This is a genomic window from Agriterribacter humi, assembly GCF_009192765.1.
GTDB classification, from domain to species: Bacteria; Bacteroidota; Bacteroidia; order Chitinophagales; family Chitinophagaceae; genus Agriterribacter; species Agriterribacter humi.
Window position 1 is genome coordinate 81612 of sequence record NZ_VOHQ01000003.1, and the last position, 15206, is coordinate 96817.

Sequence of the window (15206 nt, forward strand, 5' to 3'; positions counted from 1 at the left end):
GTTAGAGGTCGGTAGTTTTTAATTTCCTGGGAATTTTTACATCAATATTTAATGTTTCATTATTGCGCAACACCTTAACCGGATAGGTTGATTTGTCTTTTAGGTCAGCCATTTTCTTTTTGGCGTCATCTGCTGTTTTTATTTCGGTACCATCAATAGAGGTGATGATATCATCTTTTTTTATACCTGATTTTTCGGCAGCCGATGCCTCATTTACATCTACTACCTTTACGCCATTACCTTCTTCGGTATCCTGTATACGAATGCCAAGCTGGGGTTTGCTGTTAAACACATCCCAATCGCCCTGCCAGTTTTGTGGTCCGCGAAATTTAAACTCCTTCATCATATCTTCTTTGAAAGGAGACGTATTATAATGAAATGTTCGCGCTGGTGATTTATGTTCACCTAATGTTACCTTAACCTTCTTCTGTTTATTATCACGGAGGTACTGGATCTGTACTTCGTCTCCGGGCTTCAAACCGCCAATAGCATCCGACAAAGAGGATGGATCTGTAATGTCTTTATCCCCGGCTCTTGTTACAATATCTCCTTTGGCTAAACCCGCTTTTTCTGCCGGGCTATCGTCCATCACCTGGCTAATTTTAGCTCCTTTCTCATCTTTCTCTGTATATACGCCAAGCATAGCCCGTGGCTCAGCGCCAATTATTGCATCATCGCCTGAAAACCCCCATGCCCTAGGCGGGGTTGGCGGAAAGGGTGAACGGGGCGCCCGAAAATCCCTGCTTCCCCAATCTTGTCCATCGGGAGAAATAAAAAAATTTCTTTTCCTGATAACAACATCATCATCTTTGAATTCTGCCAGTGGTTCGCCGTTTACCGTTACCTTATCTCCCTCTATCACAATAGTCATTTTCTCATCTTTATCACCCTTTTTTTTGATGATGATCTCTTCCTGCTTTTGCTTCTTATTTTTGGTGTTCTGCGCGTTAGCCGAAACAGTGATCAGCATGAAGGCACATACCAGCGCTGTAAACACAGAGCTTTTAAAAAATACTGTTCTCATACTATTTTGATTTTAATTACGAAATTATTAGTAGATCAAATGTAAAGCATTTCTGTGAAATACGAAAGACTTCGGAAATGTTAAAATTAATATCCAAATGCGGGAGTAATGAAGAGTCGGTTATGCTAATCAGTGTACTAAGGTTTACTGATAAAATGTTCCAGCCTGGCTATGTATTCTTTTCCTCTTTTATAAGCGAGATAATCTGCACCTGATAATAGTAACGACTGAATAATAAATACTACTCCTATACCTACCCAAAATGCAGAACCTCCCGGTTGCACATTTACAAAAAAAAGCCGGTTTGCCCAGATCAGTAGTATGCCGGCAGCCAGCAAAACAAATTCCAGTGCTAAAAAAATGGTTATGCCTTTTATTGCTTTTTCCATCCGCGGAAATTCTTCAGTCTTTAGTTTGCCGGGATTCATATCATAGGCGTATACTGTATCAATACGTTGCTTATCGCTTCGGGCATATATAGTATAGCCTACCCCCAGTTGAAGGGCGCCGAGGATAATCAATGGCCATGCGGCACCTTTGTATATGGGAGATTTTAAAAAAATAAAAAAAATAACAGCTATCAAAACGGCGGCAGCACCCATGATCAGCAATAGCATACCTGCATTTTTTTCGGCAATAAAATATTGCTCAATATCTGCTTTGGTGAGCATACCATAGTTTTTAAGATCAATAAAAAATTATGATGCAGAAATTGAATTTTAAAATTGGGACTTACTTCTCCCATTCCATCTCCAAATTAATACATCGGTAATCAAAAATCATTTTATCGCAGTATCATTTTTATTATTCTTAGTTTTTCCTTAAAAGAAGGATATTTTAATGAGGGATCAAACCATGTGGGAGATTTTAATACTGCTTTTGGCCTTGTAAACAACTCAAAGCTGTATTTTCCATGATAATGCCCTATGCCGCTGTTGCCTACGCCCCCAAAAGGAAGGCTGGGATTAGAGAAATGCACAAGAGTATTATTAATACAGCCACCCCCAAAAGGAACGGTACTGATCCAGGCATGTTCCTTCTTTTTATCTGTTGTAAAAAGATAAAGCGCCAGCGGGTTAGGATTGATTGCAATAACCGCTAAAGCCTCTTCCATTGTTTCAAAAGGAATAACGGGTAAAACAGGCCCAAATATTTCCTCTTTCATCAACTCCGATTCTAATGATATGCCATCCATGATGGTGGGCTCTAAAAACAGGGAGGCGGCTGTATACCTCCCCCCGGCAACAATATTACCCTGCTGCAGATAGTTTAATAATTTATCGAAGCGTTTTTTGTTTATGATCTTTCCGTAATCGTAACTAATGCCGGGATCATCGCCATAAAAGCTTTTAATAGCTTTAATCAAAGCTTTCAGGAGTTTCTCTTTAACGGATGTGTGTACCAGTATATAGTCAGGAGCTATGCATATCTGCCCCGAATTGGTATATTTTCCTACCGCTATGCGTTTTGCTGCAATATCAATATTGGCATCTGCTTCCACTATAGCAGGGGTTTTACCGCCAAGTTCCAGGGTAACCGGAATAAGCTTTGGCGCGGCCAATTCATAAACAGCCCTGCCCACTCCTACGCTGCCTGTAAAAAATATATGGTCGAAGCGAAACGATTCCATCATTTCAGTTACTACTTCGGCTCCATCTCCCTGTGCTACGCATACATATTCCGGCGGGAAGCTGGCAGTGATTATTTTTTGAAGGATAGCCGCTGTGGCCGGGGCAAGTTCAGAAGGTTTTATTACTACACAGTTTCCTCCAGCCATGGCTCCTGCTGCTGCCATCAATGCAAGCTGCAATGGAAAATTCCACGGAGAAATAACCAATACAACCCCAAGTGAATCACGGTAAATGGAACTGGATGACGCAAAGTTAAAAAGGTTGGTTGTAACAGGTTTTGGTTTCATCCATTGGCGCAAATTTTTAAGTATCGTTCTGATCTCAGCAAGTATAAGTCCTAACTCTGTTAAGTAAGCTTCTTCCCTGCTCTTTTTCAGATCGGCATATAAGGCCTCATATATTTCTTCCTCATGCTGTAAGAGTGCCTGCTTTAATTTTTTTAACTGTTGTTTTCGGAAAGTATATGAACGCGTACCTCCGTTGTTATAAAAGGCACGCATGTTCTGCAAAGCAACGGTGGAAGACATGTAAAAAGGTTTAACGCTGCGCTGTTAGGCCAAATCTAATTTCGGTTTATTCTGTAATATCTTTTCGATTTTTTCGATTATCTCAGGGGTAAGTTTTTTAACCACATTGAGTGCTTTTAAATTTTCCTCCAGTTGCTGTTTTTTTGTTGCGCCCAGTATGGTTGTGGTAACGTTGGGGTTATTGATTGTCCAGGCAATGGCAAGAGATGCCAGCGATACATCCATCTTCTTTGCGAGTTCGCCCAATTTTTTTACTTTTTTTATTTTATCATCCTGGATCCATCTTTCTTTCAGCCAGTCAAAGCCTTCAATGGCCAGCCTCGATCCGGCAGGAATGCCTTCATTATATTTGCCTGTTAAAAATCCTGCCGCCAGCGGGCTCCAGATGGTGGTACCTAAACCAACATTTTGGAAAACAGGTAAATAATCCTGCTCCATTTTAAAACGCTCAAACATATTATACTGGGGTTGTTCCATAGCCGGACCAATGAGCTTATATTGCCCGGCTACACGATATGCTTCCATAATTTCGGCACCGCTCCACTGGCTCGTGCCCCAGTACAGAATTTTGCCCTGTTGAATTAAATGGTTCATCGTCCATACAACTTCTTCAATGGGCACAGTGGTATCGGGCCGGTGGCAAAAATACAAATCAAGGTAATCAACCTGTAACCGCTGTAAAGCTTCATTACAGGCCTCAACCAAATGCTTGCGGCTTAACCCGGTTTGATTGGGTTTGTTGTTTTTTCCTCTCCAGCCAAAATAAGCTTTGGATGAGACAATGTATGAACTGCGATCCCAGTTTTTTCTTTTGAGCACCCTCCCCATCAGTTTTTCGCTCTCACCCAAAGCATATACTTCCGCATTGTCAAAAAAATTAATTCCATTGTCATAGGCAATGCCCATCAGCTCATCTGCCAAACGATCATCAACCTGCTTATGAAAAGTAACCCAACTGCCATAAGAAACAACGCTTAGTTGCAGCCCTGTGTGTCCCATGTTGCGATAATCCATGCTTAAAAAATTAATAATCAATAATATAAAAGGATATTCAAATTTAAGCGTTTCTTATGTACAAAGCATATCGTTGGGGCCGGTGATAACCATTTATTTCAAAGATTTTTCCTTTTCTTTGTAAGGAACGGTGCTGTATATGGAGCAAAAAAATTATTTTAGCAATTAATTGAGGTATAAACAGGATGAGTTACGAAATCAAACAAGATGGCAAATTCAAATATGTTGAGGAAGGCAGCGGTGAAACATTGATTTTACTGCATGGCCTTTTTGGGGCGCTGAGTAATTTTGGTGACCTTATTGAATATTTCCGCCGCCAGTATAAAGTGGTGGTACCCATGCTTCCATTGCTGGAGCTTGATCTGCTGCACACTTCTGTTGGCGGAATAGAAAAGTTTGTTCATAAGTTTATAGAGCACAAATCCTATACAAACATTCATCTACTGGGTAATTCCCTGGGGGGGCATGTGGCTTTGCTTTATGTTTTGAAACATCCCGAAAACATTAAATCACTGATACTTACCGGCAGTTCGGGACTATTTGAAAGCGGGATGGGAGATACTTATCCCAAGCGGGGCGACTATGAGTACATCAGGACCAAAACAGAGCTTACTTTTTATGATCCTAAAATGGCCACTAAAGAGCTGGTAGATGAAGTATTTGAAATTACTTCCAACAGGTTAAAAGTGATAAAGATTATTACATTGGCTAAAAGTGCCATCCGCAATAACCTGGGTGAAGAACTGAATGAAATTAAACAACCTACTTTACTGGTTTGGGGAAACAATGATACCATTACCCCTCCCTTTGTTGGCAGGGAATTTAACCGCCTTATTCCAAACAGTGAATTGCATTTTATTGATCAGTGCGGGCATGCTCCAATGATGGAGGTCCCGAATGAGTTTAACAAAATTTTGCACCAGTTTCTCACAAAATTGAACGAACCTGCAGCGGTAACCGGTTAATTTGCATCTATACTGAATAAGAAAATTTACTTCTTATGTTTGCAGGAGAACTTATATCACAGAACATTCCCATTTTGCATTTGGATGACAGTGCGGGTAAAGCATTGCAGGAGATGAATGATTTTCATGTCTCTCATCTGCCCGTTGCAAATGACGATAAATACCTGGGCCTGATAAGCGAAGATAATTTATTGGACAATGATGAAAGCAGCACGATGGAAAGCCTGCAGGGAATTTTTACCGCACCTTTTGTACGTGAGAACGACTTTTTTTTGCTTGCTGTAAAACGTGCAAAAGACCTCCATTTGTCTGTGGTGCCTGTAATAACTGAACAGTATGAATTATTAGGCGCCATTGGTGAAGACGATTTGTTCAGGCATCTGGCTGTTTTTGCCGGTATTGAAGAGCAGGGCGGCATCATTATCCTTGAAATGGAGAAGAATGATTTTTCGGCGGGAGAACTAAACAGGCTGATTGAATCGAACGATGCTTACATTACGCAACTCAATAGTTTTTTCGATACAACTTCCCAACTCCTTACCATTACCCTCCGCATTAATAAAGCCGAGATATCGGATATTGTAGCAACCCTGCAACGTCATGAGTACAATATAAAATATTATTATGGCGAAGAGCTGTACCAGAATGAATTACAGAATAATTTTGTTCATTTAATGAATTATCTTAATATTTAATTCAGCAGCAGCTATAGCACGAATACAATTCTGTAATAATCCTGTTTTAGTTCTTTGGTCACTAAAAAACAATATACATCAATAGAGCGGATGAGGGTACAGTATAAATACTTGTTATTGTGCGGGATGATGCTTTGCTTTTTTCAATGTCTGTTAGCCCAGGAAAAAGAAGAAATACCCCATGAAGATGACAACGTGCTGAAGTCATCGTTTCTTACCATACGCGATATTATCATTACCGGCAATAAAATTACCAAAGCCTATATCATTGCAAGAGAAATACCCATGAAGGAAAATGGTCAATACTCCATTTCAGACATACTTAAAAACCTTCCCCGGTCAAAGCAAAATTTAATCAATACAGGGCTGTTTATTGATGTTACGGTTGATTTTTCCAATTGGTTCAATGATTCGATGGACATTGTTATTGATGTAAAGGAAAGATGGTATTATTTTCCTGTTCCTTATTTTAAGCCTGTTGACCGCAATTTTAATGTTTGGATCAATGAATACGGCGCCAGCCTGGCAAGAGTAAACTACGGCATTAAACTCATTGGTAATAATGTAAGTGGCAGGAACGATAAGTTAAACATATGGCTCATTACCGGATATTCGAAGCAGGTGCTGCTGAACTATACAGCGCCTTATTTTGATAAAACATTAAAAAACGGCATGAGCATTGACTTCCAGTTCTCGCAAAATAAAGAGCTTAATTATACCACGGAAAATAACAAACAGATATTTTATAAGGATGAAAGCAGGTTTGTAACCGAAAAACTGCGGGTAGGGTTAGGCTATAGTTACCGTACCGGCTATATCAGGAGACACAACGTAAAATTGAGCTATAATGTCAATAAGATCAATGATTCCGTATTCAGTCTTAACCCGGAGTATTATGGAAATAATACAAAGGAAGTAAAATACCCCGAACTGAATTATCAATACCAATATTTCAATGTCAATTATATCCCCTTTCCGTTAAACGGTTTTCAATGGGAATTTTCTTTCATGAAAAGAGGCATTACCAAAGACATGAACCTATGGGAGCTTTCCGCAAAAACAGGGAAATACTGGGAATTGTTTCCCAAATACTATTTTTCAGTACAGGGTGTGGCAACCGTAAAACTTCCTTTTGAGCAGCCTTATTTTAATCAGCAAATGATGGGCTATGGCGATATGTTTATGCGCGGGCTGGAATATTATGTGGTAGACGGGGTTGCCGGCGGTATGTCTAAAATAACATTGAGAAGGGAAATATGGAGCCCTAAATTAAAAACCGGATTAAAATCCAGGTCTTACGGGGTTATTCCTTTTAAATTTTACCTGAAAACATACGGCGATTTAGGCTATGTGTACAGTAAAAAAGTGCTGGGTGCTAACCCACTCAATAATCGCTTATTGTATACAGGTGGCGTGGGGTTAGATATGCTTTCTATTTATGATCTTACCCTTTTCCTGGAATATAGCTTTAACCAGTTAGGTGAAAACGGCTTATTTTTACAGGCCCGTCTTGGCTTTTAGAAAATACTTTAATGAAACGCAGCATGATAAATTTTTCTCACAGAGGGAAATGTATATTTTGCGGAGTTCCCTGCCTGCCGAACAGGCAGGCATCAGACCTTTAAAAATATAAAAACATACTGATGAAAATCGCGATATACAGCCGTGGTGGTGAAACAGTAAGGCAAGAAGACCTTATGCTGCTCTTAGATGAACTGGAGAAGCAAAAGATATCATGTTATATGCATCATGATTTTTTTGAACAGGTCAAGCACCTTTTCCAATCCACCCAATACCCCACATTTATTGATGCAGGCGATTTGGACGACAGTTTTGAGTGTGTTATAAGCATGGGAGGCGATGGCACCTTACTGGATACATTGACTTTTATAAGGGATAGTAATATTCCTGTGCTGGGTATTAATTTCGGCCGACTGGGCTTTTTGGCTACCATTGGTAAGCATGAACTCACCAATACTGTAACCGCTTTGGTGAACCGTACTTATGTTGTAGACAGAAGAAGCCTTATTCACCTGGATGCCAATATTCCCCTTTTTGGTAAAACGCCTTACGCCCTTAATGAATTCGCCATCCACAAAAGAGATACTTCTTCCATGATTAAGATCCATACCTACCTCAACGGAGAATTTTTAAACACCTATTGGGCGGATGGCATAATTGTATCTACACCTACGGGATCAACCGGGTATTCGTTAAGTTGTAACGGACCAATATTGTTTCCCGAATCCGGAAGCTTTATTATAACACCGGTAGCTCCTCATAATCTTAACGTTAGGCCTATAGTAATTCCCGATGACAGCATTGTTTCTTTTGAAATAGAAGGCCGGACAGACCAGTTCATATGTGCGCTGGACTCCCGTCGTGAAATTGTGAATAAAGACATACAGTTAGCCGTTAAAAAAGAAGCATTTACGATAGGACTGCTACGGTTGAGCGAAAACAGCTACTTACAAACCCTCAGAAGCAAGCTTTCCTGGGGGCTTGATAAAAGAAACTGAGCCTGGTTTTCTATTAAGATTTCATTAAAATCAATCACAATATCATTGACATTAGCTACTAATCCTGTATTTTGCATTACTTAATGTGGTGGTAGGATACGATGTTCTGGTGCGTATTAAGTTGTTTCAACTTTAGCGATGAGTGTTTTGTAAAAACAAATTTTGTATTGATGAAAACATTATTCCTATCAATTTTCTGTATAGCCTTTTTTTCATCCTCCATGGCACAGGTAGACGGCGTTGTGCAGGAAGGTGAATTTGGCGTTACTGTGGGTGCCGCACATTATTTTGGCGACATCAATACCAACGCATCACTTAACCGCCCAAAGCCGGCACTGGGTATTTTTTTTCGTAAACAGTTTGGAGAATACATCGCATTACGTCTTGGTGTACATTATGCACAATTAGGATATTCCGACATTTATAGTAAGAACGATTATCAAAAAAGGAGGAACCTCAGTTTTAACAGCAATCTTTGGGAAGCAACCATCCAGGGAGATTTTAACTTTATGCGCTTTGTGCCGGGAGAGCCTTTCTTAAGCTTTACCCCGTATGTTACGCTGGGTGTTGGTGCTTTTAACTACGATCCTTACGCATATTTACAGGGAAAAAAATATTTTTTGCGGACTTTGGGTACAGAGGGCCAGGGTTCATCCCTGTATCCCGGGCGCAAACCTTATAGTGCGGTAGCTTTTTGCATGCCTTTGGGCATGGGCTTTAAATACAATATTAATCCCAATATTAATTTCTCTTTTGAAGTGGCTTACCGGTTTACCACTTCCGATTATATAGATGATGTAAGCACTTATTACTATCCTGATGCTTTTGCAACTACCCTGCCTGACGGTGCGCCTACTCCGTGGTATTTACTGCAGGATCGTTCCTATGAAACCGGGGATGGTGTAAGGGTGGGAACAAAAGGCCGCCAGAGAGGATTCAGGAATCAAACAGATGCCTATGTAATAGCGGAAGTGGGATTGGCATTTACGCTTACTTCTTATAAATGTCCAACGGCGAAACCATAAATACACTAATGGCCCGATTGAACCGATTGCTTCACTCTGTTAAGGTGCTGATCAGGGATTCGTTTCGCTGATTTGTATTTTCTACACTCCAATTTAACCAGTCCGTTTTTCCCTTCATTATCACCTAATTTTACCTGCAAATGCTGCGTACAATTCCAGGTATGAATTATGTGACCGAGTTTAAGAAATTTATAACCGGGCAATACCTTACAAAAGGGCTGAGAATTACGGTAGGGGCAATATTGCCCGCCTGGATTTTATACAAGTTCAACCTGCTGTCGGTTGGTATTGCATTGCCATTGGGGGCTTTAATGGTTAGTCTTACCGACTCGCCCGGACCGATTCATCACCGCAGAAATGGCATGCTGGCCAGCAATATCCTTAACTTTATTGTTGCCATAATTATCGGGTATACACGTAATTATCCCTGGCTGCTGGCCATAGAGCTTACTGTATTGAGCTTCTTTCTCTCCTTTATCGGTATCTATGGCAACCGCACCAATGCCATAGGACTTATTGCCATTATTGTAATCGTACTTAATATTGACGTACATTATGCGCAGGAGCGGGTAATCAGCGATGCCCTTTTTATGCTGGGCGGAGGCATTTGGTATATGCTGCTAAGTCTTTTGCTGTATTCCTTAAAACCGTATCGGCTCATACAGCAGGCGCTTGGTGAATGTATTATGCTTACCGCCTCATATCTTAAAACAAAATCAAAGTTATACAAGGGCAATGTGGTTTACGATGAAGTGTATAAAGAACTTCTTCCCCTGCAAATTAGCATACATCATCAGCAGGAACAATTACGGGAATTATTATTCAAAGCACGGGGATTTACCAGGGAGTCTACAACAAGGGGACGGATTTTATTGATGATGTTCATTGATTCTGTTGACCTGTTTGAGCAGGTAATGACATCACAACAAAATTATAAATCTCTTCATGAATATTTTAAAGAAGGAAATATACTGGAACAATTCAGACAGCTTATCCTGGAAACAGCAAATGAATTGGATAAAATAGGACTGGTTATTCAAAGCGGATTCCCATCAAGAGATACAGACAGCTTAAACACGCTTATCAAAGAAACGGAGGATGCGTTTGTAGCATACAGGGATGCCTTCCTGAAGCCTGGTAACCTGGAAGGCTTTATCAGCCTCAGGCACATACTCAATTCCGTAAAGGATATTGCTGATCGCATTAAACGCCTGCACAAATACACAGCTTACAGCAGCGAAGCAGACAAGGAAATAAAACATGAAATAGATGCTGAACACTTTGTTTCACGCCAGGAATTTGACCTGAAGTTACTGGCAGAGAATTTTTCACTGAAGTCCAATATATTTCGTCACTCTCTCCGGGTTAGCCTGTGTATTTTGGCCGGGTATATTATTGCGCAGTTTCTTCCTTTTGGTCATGGCTACTGGATACTTTTAACTATTGTTACCATATTAAAACCTGCCTACAGCATCAGCAAAAAGCGAAATGTGGAGCGGCTGCTGGGTACATTAACCGGCGCAGGAGCCGGATTTTTATTGTTGTACAATGTGCAAACCGATACCGTGTTATTTGGCGTAATGATCATTGTTATGATCATTGGCTATAGTTTTCTGCAGATCCAATATTCAATAAGCGTGGCGGCCATTACGGTATATGTACTGCTTGCCTTTCACTTCCTGCACCCTGCAGATTTCAAAAGCCTGGCAACAGACCGTGTAATAGACACGGCCATAGGGTCAGCTATTTCTTTTACCGCCGCTTTCTTCTTTTTACCAAGGTGGGAGCGGGAGCAGGTAAATGAATATATTCATAAATTAATGGAAGCCAACCTTCAGTATTTTAGTACGGTAGCCCGTGCATTTTATACGGTAGCCGCGGAGGTCAATGTATATAAAATAGCAAGAAAAGACACTTATGTTGCATTGGCCAATCTTTCAGATGCTTTTCAGCGCCTTTTATCGGAACCTAAAAACAAAACAAGGCAGGTGCAATTACTCCATCACCTGGTGGTAAGCAATCATATGCTAACCTCTCATATTGCCACCCTGGGTATGTACATGCAATCCCTGGCGCCCAGGTATCATTCTGATGCATTTAGATCGGTAGCAGACAGCATAGAATGGCAAATGCAAAGGGGTATTGCCCTGTCTCAAAACAGCGGGAGCGGAGTAACTGATCTCACGGAAAAAGGGTTTGCGCAGATACGTGATATTGTACAGGATCTTTTAACGCAAAGAGTGTCTGAGTTAACAGAAGGGGCGGCAAACAGTAATGTAAGAAAAACGCTGTCGGGCTTTAAAACCATAACGGATCAGTTTGAATTGATTTATACCATAACAATTGACATTAATAATGTGCTTAGAAAATTAAAAAACGTTATTGATAAGTGATAAAGCGCTTTTAAGGGTGCATTTCTCATTGTTGCATCGCTTTGCTTCATGTGGGCGGTGAAAACCTGCCTGCCCGTAGGCAAGCACCGCCCCGGCCGGTGCGACACAAGACTGCGACAATTTGGAATGCAACCGCTTTGAATATTTTAAGTAAATCCTTAATTTTAAGAATATCTTACATCTTGTGTTTTAAATCTGTTAATGTATGTCAAAACAAAGCAGCCATTGCATCCCGGATTTGTATCTTTGTAGCCTTTTCAATGAGGGCAATTACGCTGATCTTAAAAAGATTAGGTAAGATATTAAACTGGGTTAAGAAAATATTGTCCCAGTTTATATTTACAATATCCAAAAGCTAATGCCGTTAATATGAGGCTTAGAAATTATAATCCGATGAAATTCCATTCCGTACCTAAAAAACTGGCACTTGCCTTTCTTTTTCTTGCGCCCGTGCTCATTTCGGGCATCAAAGCAAACCGATTTTCCCCTGTTCTTCCAACAGTTAGCTATTATCTTCCAACCGACTTTCGTGCAGAAATCCGTAAAGTATTTGTAAACCGCTTATACGACAGCATTCATTTACACGAATTGGGGCTTCAAAAAAATGTACTCGAACTGGCAATGAAAGGGTTTAGTAAACTGGTAAACAACGGCAAGTTAAACAGGGACAGCATTCTTACCATTATTGATTTTTCAAGATCATCGCGTGAAAAAAGAATGTATATTATTGACCTGAAAAATGTTGAGCTTTTATTTAACAGCAGGGTAGCGCATGGAAAAAACTCGGGGATGGAATATGCACAGCAATTCTCTAATGTTATGTCTTCCCATAAAAGCAGCCTGGGGTTTTATGTAACAGCAAAAACCTATAGTGGCGAAAACGGTTATTCGCTCCGGTTGCAGGGAATGGAAAGGAATATTAACGATAAAGCATTCAGGAGAAGTATAGTGATACATGGTGCCGGTTATGCCGATGATGATTTTTTGCAGGAAAAAGGAATACTGGGAAGAAGCTTTGGGTGTCCCGCCATTCCCATGGAAAATCACAGGGCCATTATTGATGCTATCAAGGAAGGATCCTGTTTGTTTATTTATTCGCCCAATAAAAAATATTTAAATCTTTCTACGGTTTTAAACGGTTAAGATAAATATAAGAATGGTTAAGGTTGAAGCCTGGTCTGCTACGGAGACCGGGCTCTTTTATTCCATTACAAACCTGTAGCCAACCCCTTTTACGGTAATGATTTCTAATGCAGGATCACTTTTAAGATAACCCCTGATTTTAGTGATGTATACATCTAATGTTCGTGAATTAAAGAAGGAATCGCTTCCCCATAACACGTTCAGGATATCTCTTCTGTCAATAACGTGCTGCCGGTTTTCATGCAGCAGTTTCAGCAATTCACTTTCCCTGAAAGATAATTTTTTCTCTTCCGCATTGTAGGTTAAAGTTTGCCGGTGCGGATTAAAAATATACTTACCCATTCTTATCTCATCCTTTTGCCCTTGGTTTTGTTCTTCACCATTACGGTAGCGCAAAGCATTTTCCACACGTACAATAAGTTCTTCCATGCTAAAAGGTTTACGGATATAGTCATTGGCGCCTTTATGAAATCCTTTTACCAGGTCGATGGTTTGGGTTTTGGCTGTTAAAAAAATAATGGGCATGGCAATGTCAGCCTGCCTGATTTCTTCCGCAATGGCAAAACCGTCTTTATTGGGAAGCATAATATCCAGGATACAAATATCAGGTTTGATTTCATGGAATCGTGTCATCACATCCGCACCATCCATTTCCAACAAAACTTCATATCCCCTGCTTTCAAGGCTTTCTTTTACAATTTTCGCCAGGAATGTTTCATCTTCAACATACAGTATTTTAGTTTTCTTCATAGGTAAGAGGCAGTTTTATTATGAATTCACTTCCACTGCCCGGTTCGCTGTGCAGCGTAATGGTGCCGTGGTGCTGTTGAATAATATGGGCTACATAGCTTAAGCCTAAACCGTATCCCTTTATGTTATGCCTGTTATCGGTTGGAACGCGGAAGAATTTTTCAAAGATTTTGTTTTTGAATTCGGCGGGTATCCCAATGCCATTATCCTTCACGCTTAATGTGCATTCATTGTCTTTACAGCTTATGCTCACATCAATGAGGGGCTTTTCTTTGCTGTACTTGAGCGCATTATCCAAAAGATTATACAACACACTGGTAATATGCAACTGATCGGCCGTTATCATAAACTGGTTGCCGGAACTGTGCAGGTTAACTTTTGCTTTCGCTTTTTCAAATTGCAGCCCCATGGAGTCTATTACTTCGGTTGCCAGTTGCTTTATGTCAAAATGTTCATATTTTAGTTCTGTCTGCTGTTTTTCAAACATCGAAAGTTTAAGCACTTTATCTACCAGCATAGACAGCCTGTTTAATTCATTTCCTGCTATATCAAGGTACTCCTTTGTACGCTCGGGCTGCTGTAATACATTAAAGTTTTTTATCGCTTCAATGGCTACACTCACTGTAGAAATAGGCGTTTTTAGCTCATGGGTGATATTGCTGATGAAATCGTTTTTAATATCAGTAAGCCTTTGCTGAGCCCTGAGATTCCTGTATAAAACAGAAAAGGCGGTGATGGTTAGTCCTATGAGGAAAATAGAAAAAATAATTTGAGGTAAAATTTTTTCAAATATATAATTAAAGGTATTGCCTAACTGCACCTGGTAGCTGATCGGGTGTGTAAACCCAATGGTGGCTTTATTCCATTCGGGCCGCGATTGACCATCGCGTTTTATTTCAGATTCCTCCTTTCGCACAATAGAAAAAGGAACATCAATATCTTCCTTCTGCAGGTTTTTTGTGTACGCATCCCTGATATCCATAACCTTTAGTGAATCCTGGAGAGAATCTATGCCGATTAAAAATTCAAAAAAGCGACCACCGGCTTTGTAACTTCTGCGTAGCCTGGTATCGTCGGGCATCGAACCTGCAGATCTTTCCACTGTAATAATAGAATTGCGTGTGGGTTGCGGTGGGATGTTATATAAGGAATCGCTCATGCGTTTCCTTATCGTTTCTGTAAACCGGGCTATATCGGGTGGCAAGCCATAGCGTAACCTTGTGGTACTGTCTAATTTTAGTTTGGAAGACTGCAGGTCGAAAACCGATTCGCGGAATATTACATTGGTACGAAAGCGAAGCACTCTTTTTTCTTCGTTAATTTTTATAACGATCCAATATACCTGGAAGGCAGCAATCAATACGATGGCTGCTACCATTAAACCAACCGATATGCTGAATTTGCGGTTCATGTGGCAGCAAAAATATAGTTTACCACTTTCACGTGGTTATTGCTTTAACCTTAATTAACATCTCACCCTGAAATATAATAAAATGTTTGGTGCTGCGTTACTTATAAAT

General features: G+C 40.3%; 13 protein-coding genes. 7 read left to right on the forward strand and 6 right to left on the reverse strand.

Going from position 1 to position 15206, the window contains the following annotated elements; all coding sequences use genetic code 11:
- Position 1: 1 nt before the first annotated feature.
- From FRX45_RS06770 to FRX45_RS06785, 4 genes are all read right to left on the reverse strand, one after another.
- On the reverse strand, positions 2 to 1024 hold the full coding sequence (locus FRX45_RS06770) for a PDZ domain-containing protein (protein ID WP_152267653.1): 1023 nt from the start codon (positions 1022 to 1024) through the stop codon (positions 2 to 4).
- 137 nt (positions 1025 to 1161) lie between these two features.
- The gene (locus FRX45_RS06775) at positions 1162 to 1695 is read right to left on the reverse strand and encodes a hypothetical protein (RefSeq protein ID WP_152267654.1); all 534 of its coding nucleotides are present in this window, start codon (positions 1693 to 1695) and stop codon (positions 1162 to 1164) included.
- Positions 1696 to 1808: 113 nt separating this feature from the next.
- Complete coding sequence (locus tag FRX45_RS06780; RefSeq protein WP_152267655.1) at positions 1809 to 3182, reverse strand: aldehyde dehydrogenase family protein; 1374 nt, start codon at positions 3180 to 3182, stop codon at positions 1809 to 1811.
- Between the two features lie 24 nt (positions 3183 to 3206).
- Positions 3207 to 4196, reverse strand: a complete 990-nt coding sequence (locus tag FRX45_RS06785; RefSeq protein ID WP_152267656.1) for a potassium channel beta subunit family protein — start codon at positions 4194 to 4196, stop codon at positions 3207 to 3209.
- Between the two features lie 185 nt (positions 4197 to 4381).
- Between FRX45_RS06785 and FRX45_RS06790 the strand changes: the two genes are divergently transcribed.
- From FRX45_RS06790 to FRX45_RS06820, 7 genes are all read left to right on the forward strand, one after another.
- Complete coding sequence (locus tag FRX45_RS06790) at positions 4382 to 5161, forward strand: alpha/beta fold hydrolase (protein ID WP_152267657.1); 780 nt, start codon at positions 4382 to 4384, stop codon at positions 5159 to 5161.
- Positions 5162 to 5196: 35 nt separating this feature from the next.
- Positions 5197 to 5856, forward strand: coding sequence for a CBS domain-containing protein (locus FRX45_RS06795; protein ID WP_152267658.1), 660 nt, complete (start codon positions 5197 to 5199; stop codon positions 5854 to 5856).
- A 90-nt stretch (positions 5857 to 5946) separates the two neighbouring features.
- Positions 5947 to 7377 (forward strand): POTRA domain-containing protein, encoded by a 1431-nt coding sequence (locus FRX45_RS06800; RefSeq protein ID WP_152267659.1) that lies wholly within the window; start codon positions 5947 to 5949, stop codon positions 7375 to 7377.
- A gap of 122 nt (positions 7378 to 7499) precedes the next feature.
- On the forward strand, positions 7500 to 8375 hold the full coding sequence (locus FRX45_RS06805; RefSeq protein WP_152267660.1) for an NAD kinase: 876 nt from the start codon (positions 7500 to 7502) through the stop codon (positions 8373 to 8375).
- A 170-nt stretch (positions 8376 to 8545) separates the two neighbouring features.
- Positions 8546 to 9400: a type IX secretion system protein PorG gene (gene porG / locus FRX45_RS06810; protein ID WP_152267661.1), complete on the forward strand. Its 855-nt coding sequence runs from the start codon at positions 8546 to 8548 to the stop codon at positions 9398 to 9400.
- A gap of 161 nt (positions 9401 to 9561) precedes the next feature.
- Positions 9562 to 11793, forward strand: a complete 2232-nt coding sequence (locus FRX45_RS06815) for an FUSC family protein (protein WP_193311608.1) — start codon at positions 9562 to 9564, stop codon at positions 11791 to 11793.
- Positions 11794 to 12186: 393 nt separating this feature from the next.
- On the forward strand, positions 12187 to 12936 hold the full coding sequence (locus tag FRX45_RS06820) for a murein L,D-transpeptidase catalytic domain family protein (protein WP_193311609.1): 750 nt from the start codon (positions 12187 to 12189) through the stop codon (positions 12934 to 12936).
- Between the two features lie 57 nt (positions 12937 to 12993).
- Here the strand turns inward: FRX45_RS06820 and FRX45_RS06825 are convergent, their stop codons facing one another.
- Both FRX45_RS06825 and FRX45_RS06830 read right to left on the reverse strand, forming a co-directional pair.
- Positions 12994 to 13686, reverse strand: a complete 693-nt coding sequence (locus tag FRX45_RS06825; RefSeq protein ID WP_152267664.1) for a response regulator transcription factor — start codon at positions 13684 to 13686, stop codon at positions 12994 to 12996.
- A complete protein-coding gene (locus FRX45_RS06830; protein ID WP_152267665.1) occupies positions 13673 to 15097 on the reverse strand; it encodes a sensor histidine kinase in 1425 nt (474 codons plus the stop codon). Before FRX45_RS06830 ends, FRX45_RS06825 begins: the two co-directional genes overlap by 14 nt.
- Positions 15098 to 15206 lie beyond the last annotated feature (109 nt).

Excerpts from the sequence above, each read along its gene's own strand:
- FRX45_RS06770 (WP_152267653.1), bottom strand. The coding sequence starts at position 1,024 with ATGAGAACAGTATTTTTTAAAAGCTCTGTGTTTACAGCGCTGGTATGT.
- FRX45_RS06775 (WP_152267654.1), bottom strand. The coding sequence starts at position 1,695 with ATGCTCACCAAAGCAGATATTGAGCAATATTTTATTGCCGAAAAAAAT.
- FRX45_RS06780 (WP_152267655.1), bottom strand. The coding sequence starts at position 3,182 with ATGTCTTCCACCGTTGCTTTGCAGAACATGCGTGCCTTTTATAACAAC.
- FRX45_RS06785 (WP_152267656.1), bottom strand. The coding sequence starts at position 4,196 with ATGGATTATCGCAACATGGGACACACAGGGCTGCAACTAAGCGTTGTT.
- FRX45_RS06790 (WP_152267657.1), top strand. The coding sequence starts at position 4,382 with ATGAGTTACGAAATCAAACAAGATGGCAAATTCAAATATGTTGAGGAA.
- FRX45_RS06795 (WP_152267658.1), top strand. The coding sequence starts at position 5,197 with ATGTTTGCAGGAGAACTTATATCACAGAACATTCCCATTTTGCATTTG.
- FRX45_RS06800 (WP_152267659.1), top strand. The coding sequence starts at position 5,947 with ATGAGGGTACAGTATAAATACTTGTTATTGTGCGGGATGATGCTTTGC.
- FRX45_RS06805 (WP_152267660.1), top strand. The coding sequence starts at position 7,500 with ATGAAAATCGCGATATACAGCCGTGGTGGTGAAACAGTAAGGCAAGAA.
- porG (WP_152267661.1), top strand. The coding sequence starts at position 8,546 with ATGAAAACATTATTCCTATCAATTTTCTGTATAGCCTTTTTTTCATCC.
- FRX45_RS06815 (WP_193311608.1), top strand. The coding sequence starts at position 9,562 with ATGAATTATGTGACCGAGTTTAAGAAATTTATAACCGGGCAATACCTT.
- FRX45_RS06820 (WP_193311609.1), top strand. The coding sequence starts at position 12,187 with ATGAAATTCCATTCCGTACCTAAAAAACTGGCACTTGCCTTTCTTTTT.
- FRX45_RS06825 (WP_152267664.1), bottom strand. The coding sequence starts at position 13,686 with ATGAAGAAAACTAAAATACTGTATGTTGAAGATGAAACATTCCTGGCG.
- FRX45_RS06830 (WP_152267665.1), bottom strand. The coding sequence starts at position 15,097 with ATGAACCGCAAATTCAGCATATCGGTTGGTTTAATGGTAGCAGCCATC.